Source organism: Aliivibrio wodanis (genome assembly GCF_052920805.1).
This window is the reverse complement of sequence record NZ_JBREXA010000002.1, coordinates 2188497-2204223: the sequence shown is the minus strand read 5'-3', so window position 1 is coordinate 2204223 and position 15727 is coordinate 2188497. Positions and strand designations below refer to the sequence as shown.

Annotated in this window: 12 protein-coding genes and 1 pseudogene; 8 read left to right on the top strand and 5 right to left on the bottom strand. The window is 35.5% G+C overall.

Annotated features, from left to right (window positions below; genetic code table 11):
* Positions 1–43 precede the first annotated feature (43 nt).
* Entirely contained in the window at positions 44–2023 is a 1980-nt protein-coding gene (locus tag ACU5DF_RS18130; RefSeq protein ID WP_446713780.1) for an LTA synthase family protein, read from the top strand.
* 55 nt (positions 2024–2078) lie between these two features.
* Here ACU5DF_RS18130 and coaD read toward each other — a convergent pair whose 3' ends face one another.
* From coaD to ACU5DF_RS18110, 4 genes are read right to left on the bottom strand one after another with little or no spacing between them, the layout of a single operon-like run.
* Positions 2079–2561: a pantetheine-phosphate adenylyltransferase gene (gene coaD / locus ACU5DF_RS18125; protein ID WP_446713779.1), complete on the bottom strand. Its 483-nt coding sequence runs from the start codon at positions 2559–2561 to the stop codon at positions 2079–2081.
* Positions 2554–3582, bottom strand: a complete 1029-nt coding sequence (locus ACU5DF_RS18120; protein ID WP_446713778.1) for a glycosyltransferase family 4 protein — start codon at positions 3580–3582, stop codon at positions 2554–2556. The genes coaD and ACU5DF_RS18120 overlap by 8 nt, the downstream gene beginning before the upstream one ends.
* Before the next feature lie 3 nt (positions 3583–3585).
* A complete protein-coding gene (locus ACU5DF_RS18115; protein ID WP_446713777.1) occupies positions 3586–4368 on the bottom strand; it encodes a glycosyltransferase family 2 protein in 783 nt (260 codons plus the stop codon).
* Complete coding sequence (locus tag ACU5DF_RS18110; RefSeq protein WP_446713776.1) at positions 4368–5438, bottom strand: glycosyltransferase family 9 protein; 1071 nt, start codon at positions 5436–5438, stop codon at positions 4368–4370. Before ACU5DF_RS18110 ends, ACU5DF_RS18115 begins: the two co-directional genes overlap by 1 nt.
* 237 nt (positions 5439–5675) lie before the next feature.
* On the opposite strand from ACU5DF_RS18110, the gene ACU5DF_RS18105 reads away from it, so the two are divergent.
* The 5 genes from ACU5DF_RS18105 to ACU5DF_RS18085 all read left to right on the top strand — a co-directional run bounded on the left by ACU5DF_RS18105 (position 5676) and on the right by ACU5DF_RS18085 (position 11889).
* Positions 5676–6380, top strand: a complete 705-nt coding sequence (locus ACU5DF_RS18105; RefSeq protein ID WP_446713775.1) for a 3-deoxy-D-manno-octulosonic acid kinase — start codon at positions 5676–5678, stop codon at positions 6378–6380.
* A 47-nt stretch (positions 6381–6427) separates the two neighbouring features.
* Positions 6428–8266: a DUF3413 domain-containing protein gene (locus tag ACU5DF_RS18100; RefSeq protein ID WP_446714271.1), complete on the top strand. Its 1839-nt coding sequence runs from the start codon at positions 6428–6430 to the stop codon at positions 8264–8266.
* A 116-nt stretch (positions 8267–8382) separates the two neighbouring features.
* Positions 8383–9231 (top strand): glycosyltransferase, encoded by an 849-nt coding sequence (locus ACU5DF_RS18095; protein ID WP_446713774.1) that lies wholly within the window; start codon positions 8383–8385, stop codon positions 9229–9231.
* Positions 9232–9490: 259 nt separating this feature from the next.
* Positions 9491–11011, top strand: a complete 1521-nt coding sequence (locus tag ACU5DF_RS18090; RefSeq protein WP_446713773.1) for a phosphoethanolamine transferase — start codon at positions 9491–9493, stop codon at positions 11009–11011.
* 2 nt (positions 11012–11013) lie between these two features.
* Positions 11014–11889, top strand: a complete 876-nt coding sequence (locus ACU5DF_RS18085) for a glycerophosphodiester phosphodiesterase family protein (protein WP_446713772.1) — start codon at positions 11014–11016, stop codon at positions 11887–11889.
* A 78-nt stretch (positions 11890–11967) separates the two neighbouring features.
* Here the strand turns inward: ACU5DF_RS18085 and ACU5DF_RS18080 are convergent, their stop codons facing one another.
* Complete coding sequence (locus ACU5DF_RS18080) at positions 11968–13188, bottom strand: glycosyltransferase (RefSeq protein ID WP_446713771.1); 1221 nt, start codon at positions 13186–13188, stop codon at positions 11968–11970.
* A gap of 149 nt (positions 13189–13337) precedes the next feature.
* On the opposite strand from ACU5DF_RS18080, the gene ACU5DF_RS18075 reads away from it, so the two are divergent.
* Together ACU5DF_RS18075 and ACU5DF_RS18070 are read left to right on the top strand one after the other, a co-directional pair.
* Positions 13338–14528 (top strand): UDP-N-acetylglucosamine 4,6-dehydratase, encoded by a 1191-nt coding sequence (locus ACU5DF_RS18075; protein ID WP_446713770.1) that lies wholly within the window; start codon positions 13338–13340, stop codon positions 14526–14528.
* A 23-nt stretch (positions 14529–14551) separates the two neighbouring features.
* Positions 14552–15698, top strand: a pseudogene (locus ACU5DF_RS18070) (LegC family aminotransferase).
* Positions 15699–15727 lie beyond the last annotated feature (29 nt).

Genomic DNA, 15727 nt, shown 5'->3' with positions numbered 1-15727 from the left:
ACTTATAATCGTCACTATCATTACAATAGAATTAGAGAACCACATGAATTTTCAACAAAATTATAAACAACTCAGTAGAACCATTTGGTTATCTGTTTTTATTGCCGCAGTCATAATGTCTGTAGGTCGATTAGTTTTTCTTGCCAATATTGGCGACATGGCAGAGCTTACACATCGAGGAAGTGATTTATGGCGTGCTCTATTTACGGGCCTACGCTTTGATTTAAAAATAGTGGTTATTGGTTTTGCACCATTACTGCTCATTGGTCTCGTTCTTGCTGTTTTCCCAAAAGCTTATCGTCTCTTTTCAAAAGTTATTCCTTGGTATGCAGGGCTTATCTTCTTCCTTGTTACTGGTTTCTCTATAGGTAATTACTACTACTACCTAACCTATGGTAATCATATAGATGTTTTTATCTTTGGTTTAGCCGACGACGACACCAAAGCCGTATTAGCTAATGCCTGGGCTGATTATCCTATTTTCTTATCGTTTATTAGCAGTGTGATAGTCGCTTTTTGCTCTGCCATGATTGTACGAGTTGCAGTAAAGAAAATGCAGCAATGGGAATGGAAGCCACAGCATAAAGGGATTACGACGTTATCAACTGTAGTTATGATTGTAATCGTCGCTTTTTTTGCACGAGGTACACTAGGATCTCACCCATTAAAACGTTATCACGCTCAAGTATCTGATTATAAAGTTTTAAATAGCATCACACCTAATGGACTTATCGCGCTTGAGTGGGCAAAAAGTGATTACAAAAAGCAAAATAAATTTCACTCAGTAAGCAAAGTGGATTTAGAAGCTCAGTTTACTAAGGTTATGGGTAATTCAACTGGAGAGTTCAAAACCCCTTACAATGCTTATTTAGCCGAGAACAAACCTCATGTCGTGATGGCACTGATGGAAGGTATGGGCACCAATGTTCTAGTTGAAGATAACTACCCTGAAAATGATCTTCTAGGTGCATTACGCCCAGCTTTTGAGTCGGATTTTGTATTTAATCGATTCTTAGCTGAAACCTCTGCAACGATTAACTCACTGGTAAATATGTTAGGGCAAAGTAATGTTCCGACTATTAGCCATTCTTCTGCTCAGAAAATTGAAGTAGCAGCCGCAGCAGCGCGTCCATATAAAGAAGCGGGTTATAAAACCATATTTATTACTGCAACCAACGGGATGTGGCGCAATGTTGCGAATTACTTGCCATCACAAGGTTTTGATGAAGTCTTAGATGAAAACTCGATTTTAAAAACGTTTCCAGAGGCTGAAGAGTTTCGTGGAGAGTGGGGGCTATCGGACGAATACGCCTTTAAATTAGCAGAAAAAGAGCTAAAAGAAGCAACTCAGCCCCTAATGATCTACATCTTAACTATCACTAACCATACGCCTTACGAAGTGCCAAAAAATTACGATGTAAAACCAATTAAGGTAAGTGCGCGTTTGTTAGAGAGAATGAGAGCAGGTGAAGAAGAAGCAACTCGCTTATCTGAAACCTATCAATATGCCAACAATGCGTTAGGTGAGTTTGTGTCAGATATTAAGCAATCTTCACTGGGTGATTCAACCTTAATAGCGGCAACAGGTGATCATCGATTAAGAGGATTTACTATGGCTTATCCTAATGATCTTCCTATTATTCATGCCGTGCCATTTTATTTATATGTACCGACAAAAATTCAACAGCAAGTACCAAATGAGTATGACAAGAGTCGAGTTGGCTCACATAAAGATATCTTCCCAACCTTGTATGCGTTTAGTCTTTCAGAAGCTAACTATTACAGCTTAGGTGGACATAATTTATTGGGAACCGACCAGGTAACAAGATTTGGCTATAACCCTGAAATGACACTGACTGAAAAAGGTATCTATCTAAATGCCAAGCCAGAAAAACTATATGAATGGGCTGAAGAATTAGAGATTAATCATCAACCAATTAAAAATGATGGGGAGCTCTTAGGGGCTGACTATAAAAAGCTACAGACTCTGTATATTAATGGCCAAGTTCAAGGCACACATTAATACTTTGTTTACTATCTAAGGCCATTCATATCAGAATGGCCTTTTTTATGAGAGCTTAAGCGTGTAATTTATTTTTTAATGCATCATGAACAACAGTCGGTACAAACTCTTTTACACTACCACCATGTAGGGCAACTTCTCTTACTATTGTTGAAGATAAAAAAGCGTACTCTTCTGAGGGGGTAAGGAAAACACTTTCTAGTTCAGGCATCAATTTTCGATACATGCTAGTTAAGCCAAATTCATACTCAAAATCCATCGTTGTTCTTAATCCTCGAACTAATAGATTCGCTTGTTTTTGTTTAGCAAAATCAACCATCAAGCCAGAGAAACCTTCGACAGAGACATTATCCAGTGAGGAGACTGATTGCTTAACTAATTCAACGCGCTCTTCAAGAGTAAACAATGTTTTCTTACTTGGACTTGCAGCCACAGCGACAATGATGTGATTAAACATAGTTGAAGTACGTTTAATTAAGTCCAAGTGTCCATTAGTAATTGGATCAAACGTGCCAGGATAAAGCGTTAGTTTAGTCATGAGGTAAGGCTCTTTGATAGACATTTAAATAAAGACTTGCAGTATGCTCAATCATAAAAGAAGATAATTTGTTACCCCCACCTTCAATCAATTGGCTTCTCAAAGAGTCATCATTAGCCACTTGTTCAATTCTTAATGCCAGCTCAGTCGAACTGCCTGGTTCAATAAGTAACCCTGATTTTTCGTGTTCTATAATATCAGGTATGCCACCGGCGCGAGAGCCAATAGCAGGAAGGCCTGAGTTTATTGCCTCTAAAATGACAGACCCTAATCCCTCAGTATAAGAGGGATGGACCAATAAATCCGCAGCAGCAAACCAATCACCCATATTATGTTGTCTGCCCATAAAAGAGATATTGGTTAGCTCTTTTGCTTTTTCTTCTAATTCAGCTCGCAGCTTACCATCTCCTAATAGGCAGATATGAATACGAGAATCTTTCAATTTATTTGCTGCGTTAAGTGTTACATCAAAGCCCTTATGTGGGATCATGTTACCGGCTTGAATTACTAAAAACTTATCGTTAAATTGCTCTTTAATTGTAGCCACTCTATCTGGGTCTACAGGGTAAGTAACAGGAGAATCCGGTATTGTTACTATATGCTGTGTAGAAAGACGCTCTTTAATGACTTCTGAAACCCGGGTACTGATCCCAACAACAGTCTTAGCTTGTGAATAAGCATAAATAGTGAGCCACTTATTTTTGATTGGATTATCTAAACGTCGAGTAATGATATAAGGGGTTTGAGTTATTCTATGTTGGATTGCTGCCCAATAGATAGCATGGCCTTCATGAACGTGTAAAACCGCTTTTTTAGGTAAAGAGATAGTATGACCCAATACATAATGGCGAACAGTAATGACTTCACAACCTAAATTAGAAACAGCATCACTGAAAGGGCTATTGGCCAATGCAATAACAGCAAAATCTTGCTTTTCTTTTTGATGTTGTTTAATTAATGCTAAAGTTTGTTGTTCCCCGCCACTAAAGCCACGAGCAAGGTTAACATGATAAATTTTCATCACTCATTCCTTGTTTGATTTATTGTAATCTCGTAGCCATAGGTCGGCATAACGATTAAATGTCACACTAGCACTTAATGTTGCAAGTAGTAATCCGTGGCGACCATCTAAAAAGCCGCGCTTTAAAATATACATACGAATAAAGCAGAAAAAGCCATGAAGAAAAGCGCTACTGAGTGAGCCTTTCTTTTTCCCTTCGCGTTGATCGACCCAAGATTTAATGTACATGACATTTTTTGCATTATACTGCTGCAATGCATCGTATGTGAAATGCAGTAAACGGCCATTTAATGCATTAACTTGGATATGGTTTGGAATAACGACGCTTTCGTGTACGAGGGAGTCACTATATTGAGTATCACTAGTTTTATATAAACGAACGACCCAATCAGGAGACCAACCAGAGTATTTAATCAACTTTCCAAATGCAGAGCTTGAACGGTTTATTTTATATGCTGTGTTTGTTTTATTTTCTTCGACAGCAGATAGAATTTCAGATTTTAGTTCTGGTGTTACTCGCTCATCGGCATCAAGCCATAATACATAATCAGAGGTTATATGCTGTTGTGCTAATTGACGTTGTTTGCCAAAACCAGGCCATTCTTCATTTACAATAAATTTATTAGTAAACTCACGTGCAATTTTTTCAGTTGAATCAGTGCTTCCAGAGTCCATTATCACAATTTCATCAACCCAATCAGCAACGGTATCAAGACAGGCTTTTAAATGTTTTGCTTCATTCTTAACAATAAGCGCAACCGCTAAGGTTGGAGATGATGTTGTCATTATTTATTCCCTTTTTCAGTATTATTGAAAGTGGTTGCTAGTTCCTGAAATGAGTGGGTAACCATATCAAGCGTAATATCCTGCATTATATGATCGCCTTTCACACGAGTACTCCATTTTAGTTCATCAATGGACTTGTTTTGTTGTTGAGTCACATGCTGTTCATAGACACTGACGACATAAGATAAGCTGTTATAAGGCCCTGTTCGTTTTGGGTTACTGTGGCCATATAAGCCAATAACTGGTGTGCCTTGTGTTGTAGCAATATGTGCAGGCCCAGAATCAGGAGCAATCACAACCCGTGCTTGGTTTAATGTTGCAGTTAATTGTTTTAATGAAGTCTTTCCGATTAAGTTGATAAGCGGAGATTGGGCAAGTGATTCAATATTCGAGCCCAATTTTTTTTCTCTTTCACTTGGCGAACCACACAGTACCACTTGGTAATTATGTTCATTTAACCAATCTGCTAATTGAGCGTATCGCTCGGTGAGCCAATTACGCTCATCTTTACTTGCGGCTGGGGAAATAACCACATAGGGCTTATCGTTTGAAATATTGGAATCAACAAAAGATAAATCAGCTTCAGATAGTGGAATATTCCAAGTTGGTTTATTTTTTGGTACACCTAAATACTCGATAAAAGAATAAAAGCTGTCGAGAACATGTGCTGAGGCAGTATCTTCAATTTTACGATTAGTAAAAAGCCATTGGCCTTCTTTCGCTCGTTTACGGTTAAAACCCACTTTATATTTAGCTTTAATTCCAACAGTTAATACGCTAGCACGTAAAGCTAATTGCATATGAACCAGTGCATCAAAACGTTGATTGCTCAGCTGTGCCCAAATTGCTTTCATGCCTTTTAACCCCAATTTTTTATCAAATGGGATTACGGTTATATTGGGTAAATCATGAATTAATTGCGCTTCTATTTTTCCCACAATCCAAGTGATCTTGGTCGTTGGCCACTCTTTTTGAATCGCTTGAACTGCTGCAACAGCATGACAAACATCACCAATGGCAGATAAGCGCAGAATACATAAAGAATCAGGGGCTGAAGTGAATAAAGCCATAGAGATGTTTACCCAGAAAGAATGAGTTAGAATTATGCTATTAACGGTCATAAATGTAAAATGGCATAACGAGAAACTATACGCTGCGCTAACTAGAGACTATAAGATCAGAATTTAGATCGCTGCGCTTGCAGAGTTTAGAGGCATTTAGCTTTTGCACTTATAGTTTCTAGAAGCGAAGCGGTCTAGTTAGCGCAGCGTATAGTCTCTAATGTTTAATATTGGAGTACCTGTAACATGCAAAAAATCCAAACAAAAAAGCAAACCATTTGGTATGACGACTCAATCTTAATCGACTCGCCAGAGCAGTGCTGTAACCCTGAATATTGGCAACAGAAAAATAAAGTAATCGGTTCAGCTCAAGGTAGAGGAACGACATGGTTTGTGGCATTAGACACCATGGATGCTGCACTGCGTCATTATCGTCGTGGTGGATTATTTGGAAAGTTAGTAAAAGATCATTACATATTCACAGGTTGGGAAAAAACACGTAGTTACCAAGAGTTTCAATTGCTCAATACTCTAATAGAGGCGGGTGTTAATGTTCCAAAGCCCATTGCAGCTCGTTCGGTTAAACGTACTTTTTGCTACCAAGCCGATTTACTAAGTGAGAAGATCCCTCATGCACGAGATTTAGTGGCTATTTTACAAGAAGAATCACTCTCTAAAGAAATATATCAAAAAATAGGAGCTGAGATTGGTAAGATGCATACCGCACAAGTGAATCATACTGATTTAAACATTCATAATATTTTAATTGATGATATAGAGAATGTTTGGATTATTGATTTTGATAAATGCTATCAACAAAAAGGAGACGAGTGGAAAGAAAATAATCTTTCACGTTTAACTCGCTCTTTTCATAAAGAAGTAAATAAAAGGCACATTCATTGGTCAGAAGATGAGTGGCACTATTTACTCGAAGGCTACAACACCATTTAAGTTATTTTTATTCACCCATTACAGCTGGATTCATGATTTTGAATACATTGACATTTAAACAGAAACTTCATAGCCACGGTTGGTTTATTTTAATCAATAGCCTTATCGCTATGGCCATTGCAACACGTTATTTTGCTTTTTTACCAGAAATCCCAACGGACATACTTGGCTTTAGTTTTATTACTTCAGGCACCTTTAGCCAAATGGTATTGCTGGCAGGATTAATTGGTCTGGTTGCTTTACCTGCTACAGTGCTTCGTCCTGCAAAATTACGTAATGGGCTGCAAGCCTTAATTGCGTCATTGGGTATTGCAACTCTGTTTATAGATACCTTGGTATTTGCTCAGTATCGATTCCATATTAATGCCGTTGTATTAGAGTTAGTACTATCTGGCCAAGTGGTTAGTTTTCCATTAATTACTTGGATAACCGTGATTGGTGGAGTGATCGCTCTGGTTGTTGGTCAATACCTTTTGATCTCTTGGTTAGAAAAACCAGCCGCAATAACTCAGCACAAATTAGGTCGTAAATTTGCCGTAATCACTTTCTTTGCGTTATTGGCTACCCACGGTATTCATATTTGGGCTGCAGCGAACGCCTACCAACCCGTGACAACAGTAAAACGTTATTTACCTGCTTTTTACCCTGCAACATCAACAAGCATGATGAAAAAATATGGCTGGGTAAATGAAGAAGCCATTGCTCAACAGAAAGCGATGAAGCTAAATCGTAAAAGTGATTTAAATTATCCGCTTGCACCATTACAAAAAGAAGCGGTTGAAAAGCCAATTAACATTATGATTTTGGCTGTTGATTCATGGCGTGCAGATACTTTTAACGCAGAAAATACGCCAAACATGTGGGAATACGCTCAATCAGGTGCGATCTTTAATAATCACATCGCAACAGGTAACGCGACACGTACTGGTATCTTTGGTTTATTTTATGGTATTCCAGGCACGTACTGGCATGGCTTCTTAGCTAATCAAAAATCTCCAGTTTTAGTTGATCGTCTGCAAGAACTTGGCTATGACATGGGAATATTCACAGCAGCACAGCTAGAAAAACCTGAATTTAACCAGACTGTATTTAAAAATATCCCTAACCTACGCATTAAATCAGAAGGTAGCTCGCCATCAGAGTTAGATAAAGATTTAACCAAAGATTGGTTAGAGTGGTACAGCAAGCGTGATACTTCTAAACCTGTGTTTTCATTCTTATTTTATGATGCGCCACATGGTTATGATTTCCCGAAAGATTACCCACATCGTTATGAGCCAATGCTAGATAATATCAATTATTTAGAATTGAATAATGAGAGTGACCCAACCCCTTTCTTTAATCGCTATAAAACGAGTGTACACTTTGTTGATAGTGTCGCTAAACAAGTATTAGATAAACTAAAAGAAACCGGTGACTTAGAAAATACTCTAGTGATTATTACTGGTGACCACGGTCAAGAAATGAATGATAACCGCATGAATTTCTGGGGCCATAATAGTAACTTTACTGACGCTCAAGTGAAGGTTCCATTTGCCGTGTTTGGGCCAAAGGTGAATGGTAAAACGTTAGATTGGACTACGAATGATTTAACCAGTCACCAAGATGTCGTGCCAACCTTGATGAAAAATTACTTAGGCGTAACAAACAACATTAAAGATTACTCAGTAGGTGAAGATCTATTAGGCAAGCATGTTGATCGTAATTGGATCATGACCTCAAACTATAGTGGTTATGCAATTATTGATAAAGAATCAATTTTAGAAATCGGTGCAACAGGTCAATATCAATTATTAGATAAGACTAACCGACCAATGAAAGATGCAGAATTGAATTTTCAACATCTTCAAGAAGCGTTAGAGCAGATTAGTCGATTTAGTAAGTAGATATAAAATATAAAACTATTTAGATTGGTGCTTAAATTAGACTTAGCAATGAGCACCATCTTTATTTTTAAGACAGCATAAGCCTAGTAATTGAGTTTATTAATCAGGGAGATTGAATGCTAAAACCAAAAGCCTCTTTAATTATTGCATTTTATAACAATACAGTATGTTTAGAGTTAATATTTAAAGCCTTATCTATCCAAACGGAATCCAATTTTGAAGTGATTATCGCGGATGATGGTTCAAAGCAAGAAGCTATTGATTTCATTTATACCCACAGAGAGTCCTTACCTTTTTCCGTTAAACATGTGTGGCATGAAGATAAAGGCTTTAGAAAAAACCGTATTCTTAATCATGCAGTGATCAAATCCAGTAGTAATTATTTAATCATTATTGATGGTGACTGTATTCCTGAAAAACACTTTATTGAGGATCACTTGAGTCAAGCTGAGAAAGGTCGGAGTTTAAGTGGTCGCCGAGTGGAGTTACCAGAGCAATATACTCAAAGAGTGATAGATAGTTCATCCCCAGGAACATTTTTTAATGAGAATAAATTAGAGATTACTATTCGTTATATTTTCTCTAACGGTGACAAACAGACAAAAGGTCGCCACATAGAAAAAGGCTTTAGATTTGCAAAGCCATGGCAACAATTATTGTTGAAAGGCAAGACATCTAAAGCGATTTTAGGGTGTAATTTCTCATTATTTAAAGAAGATTTATTAAAAATAAACGGCTTTGATATGAGATATGAAGCGCCTGCAGTAGGTGAAGACAGTGATGTTGATTACAGGTTAAACTTGATTGGTGTAACAAATAAATCTTTAAATGGACTTGCGGTGCAGATCCATCTTTATCACACTTGGTTAGATAGAGTCTCTGAGAATAAGGATATCTTTAGAGATACCATAAAACATGAGAGGTATTGGGCAGAAAATGGGATAGAAAGTTTATCTGTATCATAATGTCCTTCAGCGTTAATATTACCCAGGGCAACACATGAGTTAAAAAATTGTTATAGCTAACAAATTACCAATAAGTACAGTTCGAAAATCAGAATACGATCGTTTGATTTTTAAGCGTTGTTTCTAGATTTCGTTTTCCGTTATAGCGTAATTTCGGCTAGTGACTACAGTATATAAATTTAGTCAACATAAAATTAACTCATGCGGTTGCCCTATAATATTACCTTTAATAGTTTAAGACATAAAAATAGGAATTTATATGTATGTAGCAATGTTGATTATTCTTTATCTTAACTATACTTTACTCTCAAATATTTTTAATAGGTCAAAAATATTTAGCGTATTAGTTAAAGCAACAGTAAGTACTATCTTCTCTGTAGGGCTAACTGTTTTTTTTAATGTACTACCAATAGTAACTTTATTAGTATTAACCTTTTTATTTATTATAGGGTATTATTATTCTGAAACTTATGGAGAATTGAGCTATGGCAGTGTTGCATCTATCGTAGAGAGTAACTCTTCTGAAATTAAAGAATATTTTTCATTAATAGAAAATAAAGTTATCATTAAAACAATGATAATGTCAATATTATATATATCCTCTCATTTTATGATAGTGAGTCATAGTAGCGTACATTTGGAATTTATAGGTTTTATAGCATTTACTTTATTTTTAGCTTCAATTTTTTCAATTATATATATATATAATAATGATGAGAACAAATCAGGATTACCTGTTAAAATATTAAAATATAATGCAATATTTAATATATTTTCTCATGTATCTGAATATTATAAATATAAGCGTTTAACCAATAAAATAAAAATAGAATCTTCTTGGACAAATGTTGAATCTACGTTTCCTCAAAAAGAGGTATATATTGTTGTTATTGGAGAGTCAGCATGTAGAGATAGATTTCATGTCTATGGTTATGAAGGTATTAACACACCAGAAATAGAAGACATGAAAGGTTATAAGGTTATTAGTGATGCAATTTCTCCATCAACACAGACGATGACATCGATACCAAGAATTTTCTCAATAAATAATTTAGAAGATGGCGTTGATTTCAATTTAAATATAGTCGATTTAGCAAATGATGCTGGGTTTGATACCTATTGGATCTCAAATCAAGGTGAGTTAGGTGTTGCTGATACAGCGGTCACTATTATTGCGAATAGAGCAAAGCATTCAAAATTTTTACAATCAGAATATACTCATGCGGGTAGTGATTTCGATTTAATTAATGAAGTTGAAGAAATAGTTAAAAATAAAAATGAATCACCAAAATTGATATTTTTGCATACAATGGGATCCCATTGGAATTTTCGTGAACGTTCAGAATTAGGGCGTTATAAATTAGATAATATAGAGAATGAATCTGATTGTTATGATGATACTATATTTAATACTTATATGCTGTTAGAGGACATACGAACCTTATTAAAAAATAATGATATAAGTTACAAAATGACTTATTTTTCAGATCATGGATTAGCAAAAATTAATAATTTTCCATATTTAACACATGGGGTAGGTAAGCTATTTTCATATTCAGCTGCTGAAGTACCATTATTTTTTATTAATGATCATGAAGAACCTGGAGATATACTTGAAGAAACTTACTATTTAAGAGATTTTGTTCATACTCTTTCAGATTGGCTAAATATTAATGCTGATGAAGTTAATAATAGCATGTCATTATTTAATTCAGAACGAAACAAGCAAGAAGAATATATAATTAATGATAGCTTGAAAGTAATTAATCGAGGTAATTAAAAATGAGTAAATTTTTTAATTCAATATTAAAAAGATGGAATAAAATAATTGAATTTAATAGAGTGATGACTGATATTCCTCTTGGTGATATTCTATATAAAATAGGTGAGTCAAAATATGGTGAAGCTTATTCTGTTATTGCTCATGGTGGTGGCGGTACATTAAATTCCAATACAGTAGCAAGCCTTTATACTAACTCTAAGTCTGCTATTTTAGATTCGATATCAGATGGTAAAAAACTAATTGAATTAGATTTGGCTGTAACATCAGATGGCCATATTGTTGCAGTTCATAGCTGGTCAGAGATTAAAGCAATAATTGGATATAATGGTATAGATAGGCAAGTTTTGCATAATGAAGAACCTTTAACTTATTCTGAAGTGAAAAATATAGATTTGGGCAATGGTGCGATACCACTTTGTATTAATGAAATTAATGAGATTTTTTCAGAAAATAAAGATCTTATTTTAGTAACAGATAAAATTAGAGAAATATCATTATTAGTAAATAGCTTTAATTATCTTGAAAGAGTCATTGTTGAAGTTTTTGATAAAAAATCGTATGAACTATCATATAGTCTCGGAATTAATAATGTTGTTTTTAATATTGATATTAGAAAAAGAAAAATAGTTGACTGGGTCTTGAAGAATAATATTAAAGCAGTTTCATTTAGTGCTAGAGAAGTAAATAATCATTGTCGCTCTTATGAGAATGCAATTAACCTAATGAACTGTGGTATTATATCGTTAGCTTATTCTTCTAGTGAAGATAAATTTATTGAAAGTAATTTAAATAAAACAATGTCGGCATTTTATACTGATTATTGGAGTTTGAAAAATAAGAAATGTACTATTCAAGGTGGAAATATTACTTACTAATTCACCATAGATAATATGTGAGGGTAAGAACGTGAATGTTTTTGACTAAAATAAAACTCATATTCTTACCCCGTATATTTAGTTATTATTAGCTAAGTCTACCCATTGATTTACAATATATTCTCGGTCAAACTTATGAATCATCGAGTCATCTATATTTATTTTGTGTAAAAGGAGTTGTTTCATACAGGAAGCTAAGTCTTCACAGATGTCTTCTTCGGCTCTATTCTTGATGGGAACCAAGTATGGTTTAAGAGATTCAGTTAAAATTTCACTAGGGCCATGTGGGCAATCAGTACTTACCACAGGTGTCCCACAAGCTAAAGATTCAACTAAAACCAATCCTAGCCCTTCAAAATCAGAGGTAAATGAAAGCAGTTCTGCATTTTTCATATAAGGGAGTGGATTTTCTATATAACCAGTGAATATGACTTTATTTTCTAGACCCAAAGTTTGGCATAATTTTTTTAAGTGTTCTTCTTCTTCGCCCATTCCTACGATAACTAAGAATAGTTCTGAGTTATTGAGTTTGTGAAAAGCTTTTATAGTTCTATGAATACATTTCCCTGGGGCGAGTGATGACACGGATATAATATATTTATTTTCTAAATAAAACTGAGGTATAAGCTGTTTTGACGATTCTTTTATTTCTTTAAAGTCTAAAGGATTATATATAGTTTGAGATTCTCCTGATATATATGGCATTAGCTCTTTCATTTCTTCAGAAACACCGCTAGAGACTCCAATACATTTTTTATTACTAAATAGTGTTCGCATTGGGATTATACTTTTGACAGTACGATCTATAAATACTTGTTTCGGTGAATTATGTAGTACGATGCTTAAATTTTCACTTGAATAAAAGTAAAAGTGCTCTAAAAAATAATACATATTATGGCTTACAGCTAGATCAGGTTTGCTCTTGGAAAGAAACTTCTTCATCACCAAGTATTTTCCTGGGAAAGTAAATAATTTTAGAAGATATTTTTTCCATTCATTAATTGAATCAATTTTTTTATATTTATGCCTTAGCTTAGTTTTTGGTTTTTTTATTGATTTTTTATGAATATGTTCTTTGAAATTTTCAGTATCACCTTTTGATATAGGAGTGATATCTTTCAGTTGAAATGATGTTAAAAGCAGTACTTTGATTCTTTCATCCATTGGGTAAGCTATTCTATTTTTATCTAAAATAATTGTGACTGAGTGCCCCTGTTTACATAAATAACCAGCAAGGTTGGTGATTACTCGACTTCCACCAGATGAAGCTAGTGATGTAGTATGGAAGATAAAGCGCATATTATATATACCTAATAGAATCTATAATTTAATTATAAAAATATATGTTAAATTGTAGATTTTTAGAAGCTTTTTTTAAGACTATCTTTAACAGTTATTCTGTATAGTTTAGAATCTACTAATCGCTCACTTACTCAGTTGTTAGCTTAATGAACCCAATTCTATCCCTGATCGGTCGTACCGATGCCTTATTTACACAAGATATTATTAGCCATGAAGCTGAGTTATCTCGTATCGTCTCTCAATCTCGCTTCCTAGTTCTTGGCGGTGCAGGCTCAATCGGCCAAGCGGTTACCAAAGAAATCTTCAAACGTAACCCTCAAAAACTGCATGTTGTTGATATCAGTGAAAACAACATGGTTGAGCTAGTTCGTGATATTCGTAGCTCATTTGGTTACATCAACGGTGACTTCCAAACGTTTGCCTTAGACATTGGCTCTATTGAATATGATGCGTTTATTAAAGCAGATGGCCAATATGATTATGTATTGAACCTATCAGCACTTAAGCATGTACGCAGTGAAAAAGACCCATTCACCTTGATGCGTATGATCGACGTGAACGTGTTTAATACTGATAAAACCATTCAACAATCGATTGATGCAGGGGCTAAAAAATACTTCTGCGTATCTACCGATAAAGCGGCAAACCCTGTCAATATGATGGGCGCTTCAAAGCGCATTATGGAAATGTTCTTAATGCGTAAGAGTGAAGAAATAGCTATCTCTACCGCTCGTTTTGCTAACGTTGCTTTTTCTGACGGCTCTTTGCTTCATGGTTTTAATCAGCGAATTCAAAAGAATCAACCGATCGTGGCACCAAATGACATCAAACGTTATTTTGTTACTCCACAAGAGTCTGGTGAGCTGTGTTTAATGTCGTGTATTTTTGGTGAAAACCGAGACATATTTTTCCCTAAGCTGAGTGAAGCTCTGCATCTAATTTCGTTCGCAGATATTGCAGTAAAATACCTGAAGCAAATTGGTTATGAACCTCATTTATGTGAAAGCGAAGATGAAGCTCGTGAATTAGCTAAAACATTACCCGCTCAAGGTAAATGGCCATGTTTATTTACTTCGAGTGATACAACTGGTGAAAAAGACTTTGAAGAGTTTTTCACTGATAAAGAAACACTGGATATGGCGCGATTTGATAATTTAGGCATCATTAAAAATGACCCACTTTATCAACAAGAGTTACTTGAATTATTTGAACAAAAAATAGGTCAAATGAAGTCTGATCGTCAGTGGACTAAAGAAGAAATTGTACAATTATTCTTTACAATGATCCCTGATTTTGGGCACAAAGAAACAGGCAAATACCTCGATAGCAAAATGTAATTAAGAAAGTGGAGATCAAACTAATGAACAAAACACCACTAGTCGAGTTTGTGCGAGATATTTATCAAACCAATGACTTTATTCCATTGCATGCCCCAACGTTTGATGGCAACGAGCAAAAATATGTTCTAGAGACTATTCAAAGCACCTTCGTATCTAGTGTCGGTAAATTTGTTGATGAATTTGGAACAGAAAATAGAAGCGTATACAGGCACAGCAAAAGCAGTTGCGACGGTTAATGGAACTGCCGCACTTCATGCTGCCTTGTATATGGCAGGCGTTCAACATGGTGATTTTGTCATTACTCAAGCGCTTACTTTTGTAGCAACCTGTAATGCTTTGCATCATATGGGTGCTGAACCAATCTTTGTCGATGTCTCTCCTGTGAGTTTAGGGCTTTGTCCTAAAGCGATGGATGAGTATTTAACTCAACACGCGCAAGTAACGGATAATGGTTGTATTCATAAGCAAACCAAACGTCCAATTCGTGCGGTTGTGCCAATGCATACCTTTGGTCATCCTGTTGAGTTAGATGAGTTGATTGCCGTTTGTCATAAATGGAATATTACTTTAGTTGAAGATGCAGCTGAAAGTTTAGGGTCTTTCTACAAAGGTAAGCACACGGGTACTTTAGGCGATTTTGGTGCGGTTAGTTTTAATGGCAATAAGATCATTACGACTGGCGGCGGCGGCATGGTGCTATGTAAAACAGCAGAGCTTGGTGCTAAAACAAAGCATGTGACGACTACCGCAAAAGTGCCACACCCTTATGAGTTTTATCATGATGAAGCCGGTTTTAATTATCGAATGCCAAATCTAAACGCGGCGTTAGGTTGTGCTCAGATGGAAGTATTAGAACCATACTTAGCTCAGAAGAGAGTATTGGCAGAACGCTATCAAGCATTCTTTGCTGAAAGTGATTTCCAATTTGTGGTTGAGCCTGAATATGCACAATCTAATTACTGGTTAAATGCAGTGATTTGTCCGTCAGTAGACGCTCGTAATGATATTTTAAAACAAACCAATGAATCAGGTGTAATGACTCGCCCAATCTGGCAATTAATGCATCGTTTGCCAATGTTTAAAGAGGCTCCTCGTGGTGATTTAACTCAGTCAGAATATATTGAAGCACACTTGATTAATTTACCGAGTACACCAATTGCTCTGTAATGGTTAATTTAAAACAGAATATTATTATG

Coding starts and splice junctions, on each gene's coding strand:
- ACU5DF_RS18115 (WP_446713777.1), bottom strand. CDS start 4,368: ATGACAACATCATCTCCAACCTTAGCGGTTGCGCTTATTGTTAAGAAT.
- ACU5DF_RS18105 (WP_446713775.1), top strand. CDS start 5,676: ATGCAAAAAATCCAAACAAAAAAGCAAACCATTTGGTATGACGACTCA.
- ACU5DF_RS18080 (WP_446713771.1), bottom strand. CDS start 13,188: ATGCGCTTTATCTTCCATACTACATCACTAGCTTCATCTGGTGGAAGT.
- ACU5DF_RS18090 (WP_446713773.1), top strand. CDS start 9,491: ATGTATGTAGCAATGTTGATTATTCTTTATCTTAACTATACTTTACTC.
- ACU5DF_RS18110 (WP_446713776.1), bottom strand. CDS start 5,438: ATGGCTTTATTCACTTCAGCCCCTGATTCTTTATGTATTCTGCGCTTA.
- ACU5DF_RS18095 (WP_446713774.1), top strand. CDS start 8,383: ATGCTAAAACCAAAAGCCTCTTTAATTATTGCATTTTATAACAATACA.
- ACU5DF_RS18075 (WP_446713770.1), top strand. CDS start 13,338: ATGAACCCAATTCTATCCCTGATCGGTCGTACCGATGCCTTATTTACA.
- ACU5DF_RS18130 (WP_446713780.1), top strand. CDS start 44: ATGAATTTTCAACAAAATTATAAACAACTCAGTAGAACCATTTGGTTA.
- coaD (WP_446713779.1), bottom strand. CDS start 2,561: ATGACTAAACTAACGCTTTATCCTGGCACGTTTGATCCAATTACTAAT.
- ACU5DF_RS18120 (WP_446713778.1), bottom strand. CDS start 3,582: ATGAAAATTTATCATGTTAACCTTGCTCGTGGCTTTAGTGGCGGGGAA.
- ACU5DF_RS18085 (WP_446713772.1), top strand. CDS start 11,014: ATGAGTAAATTTTTTAATTCAATATTAAAAAGATGGAATAAAATAATT.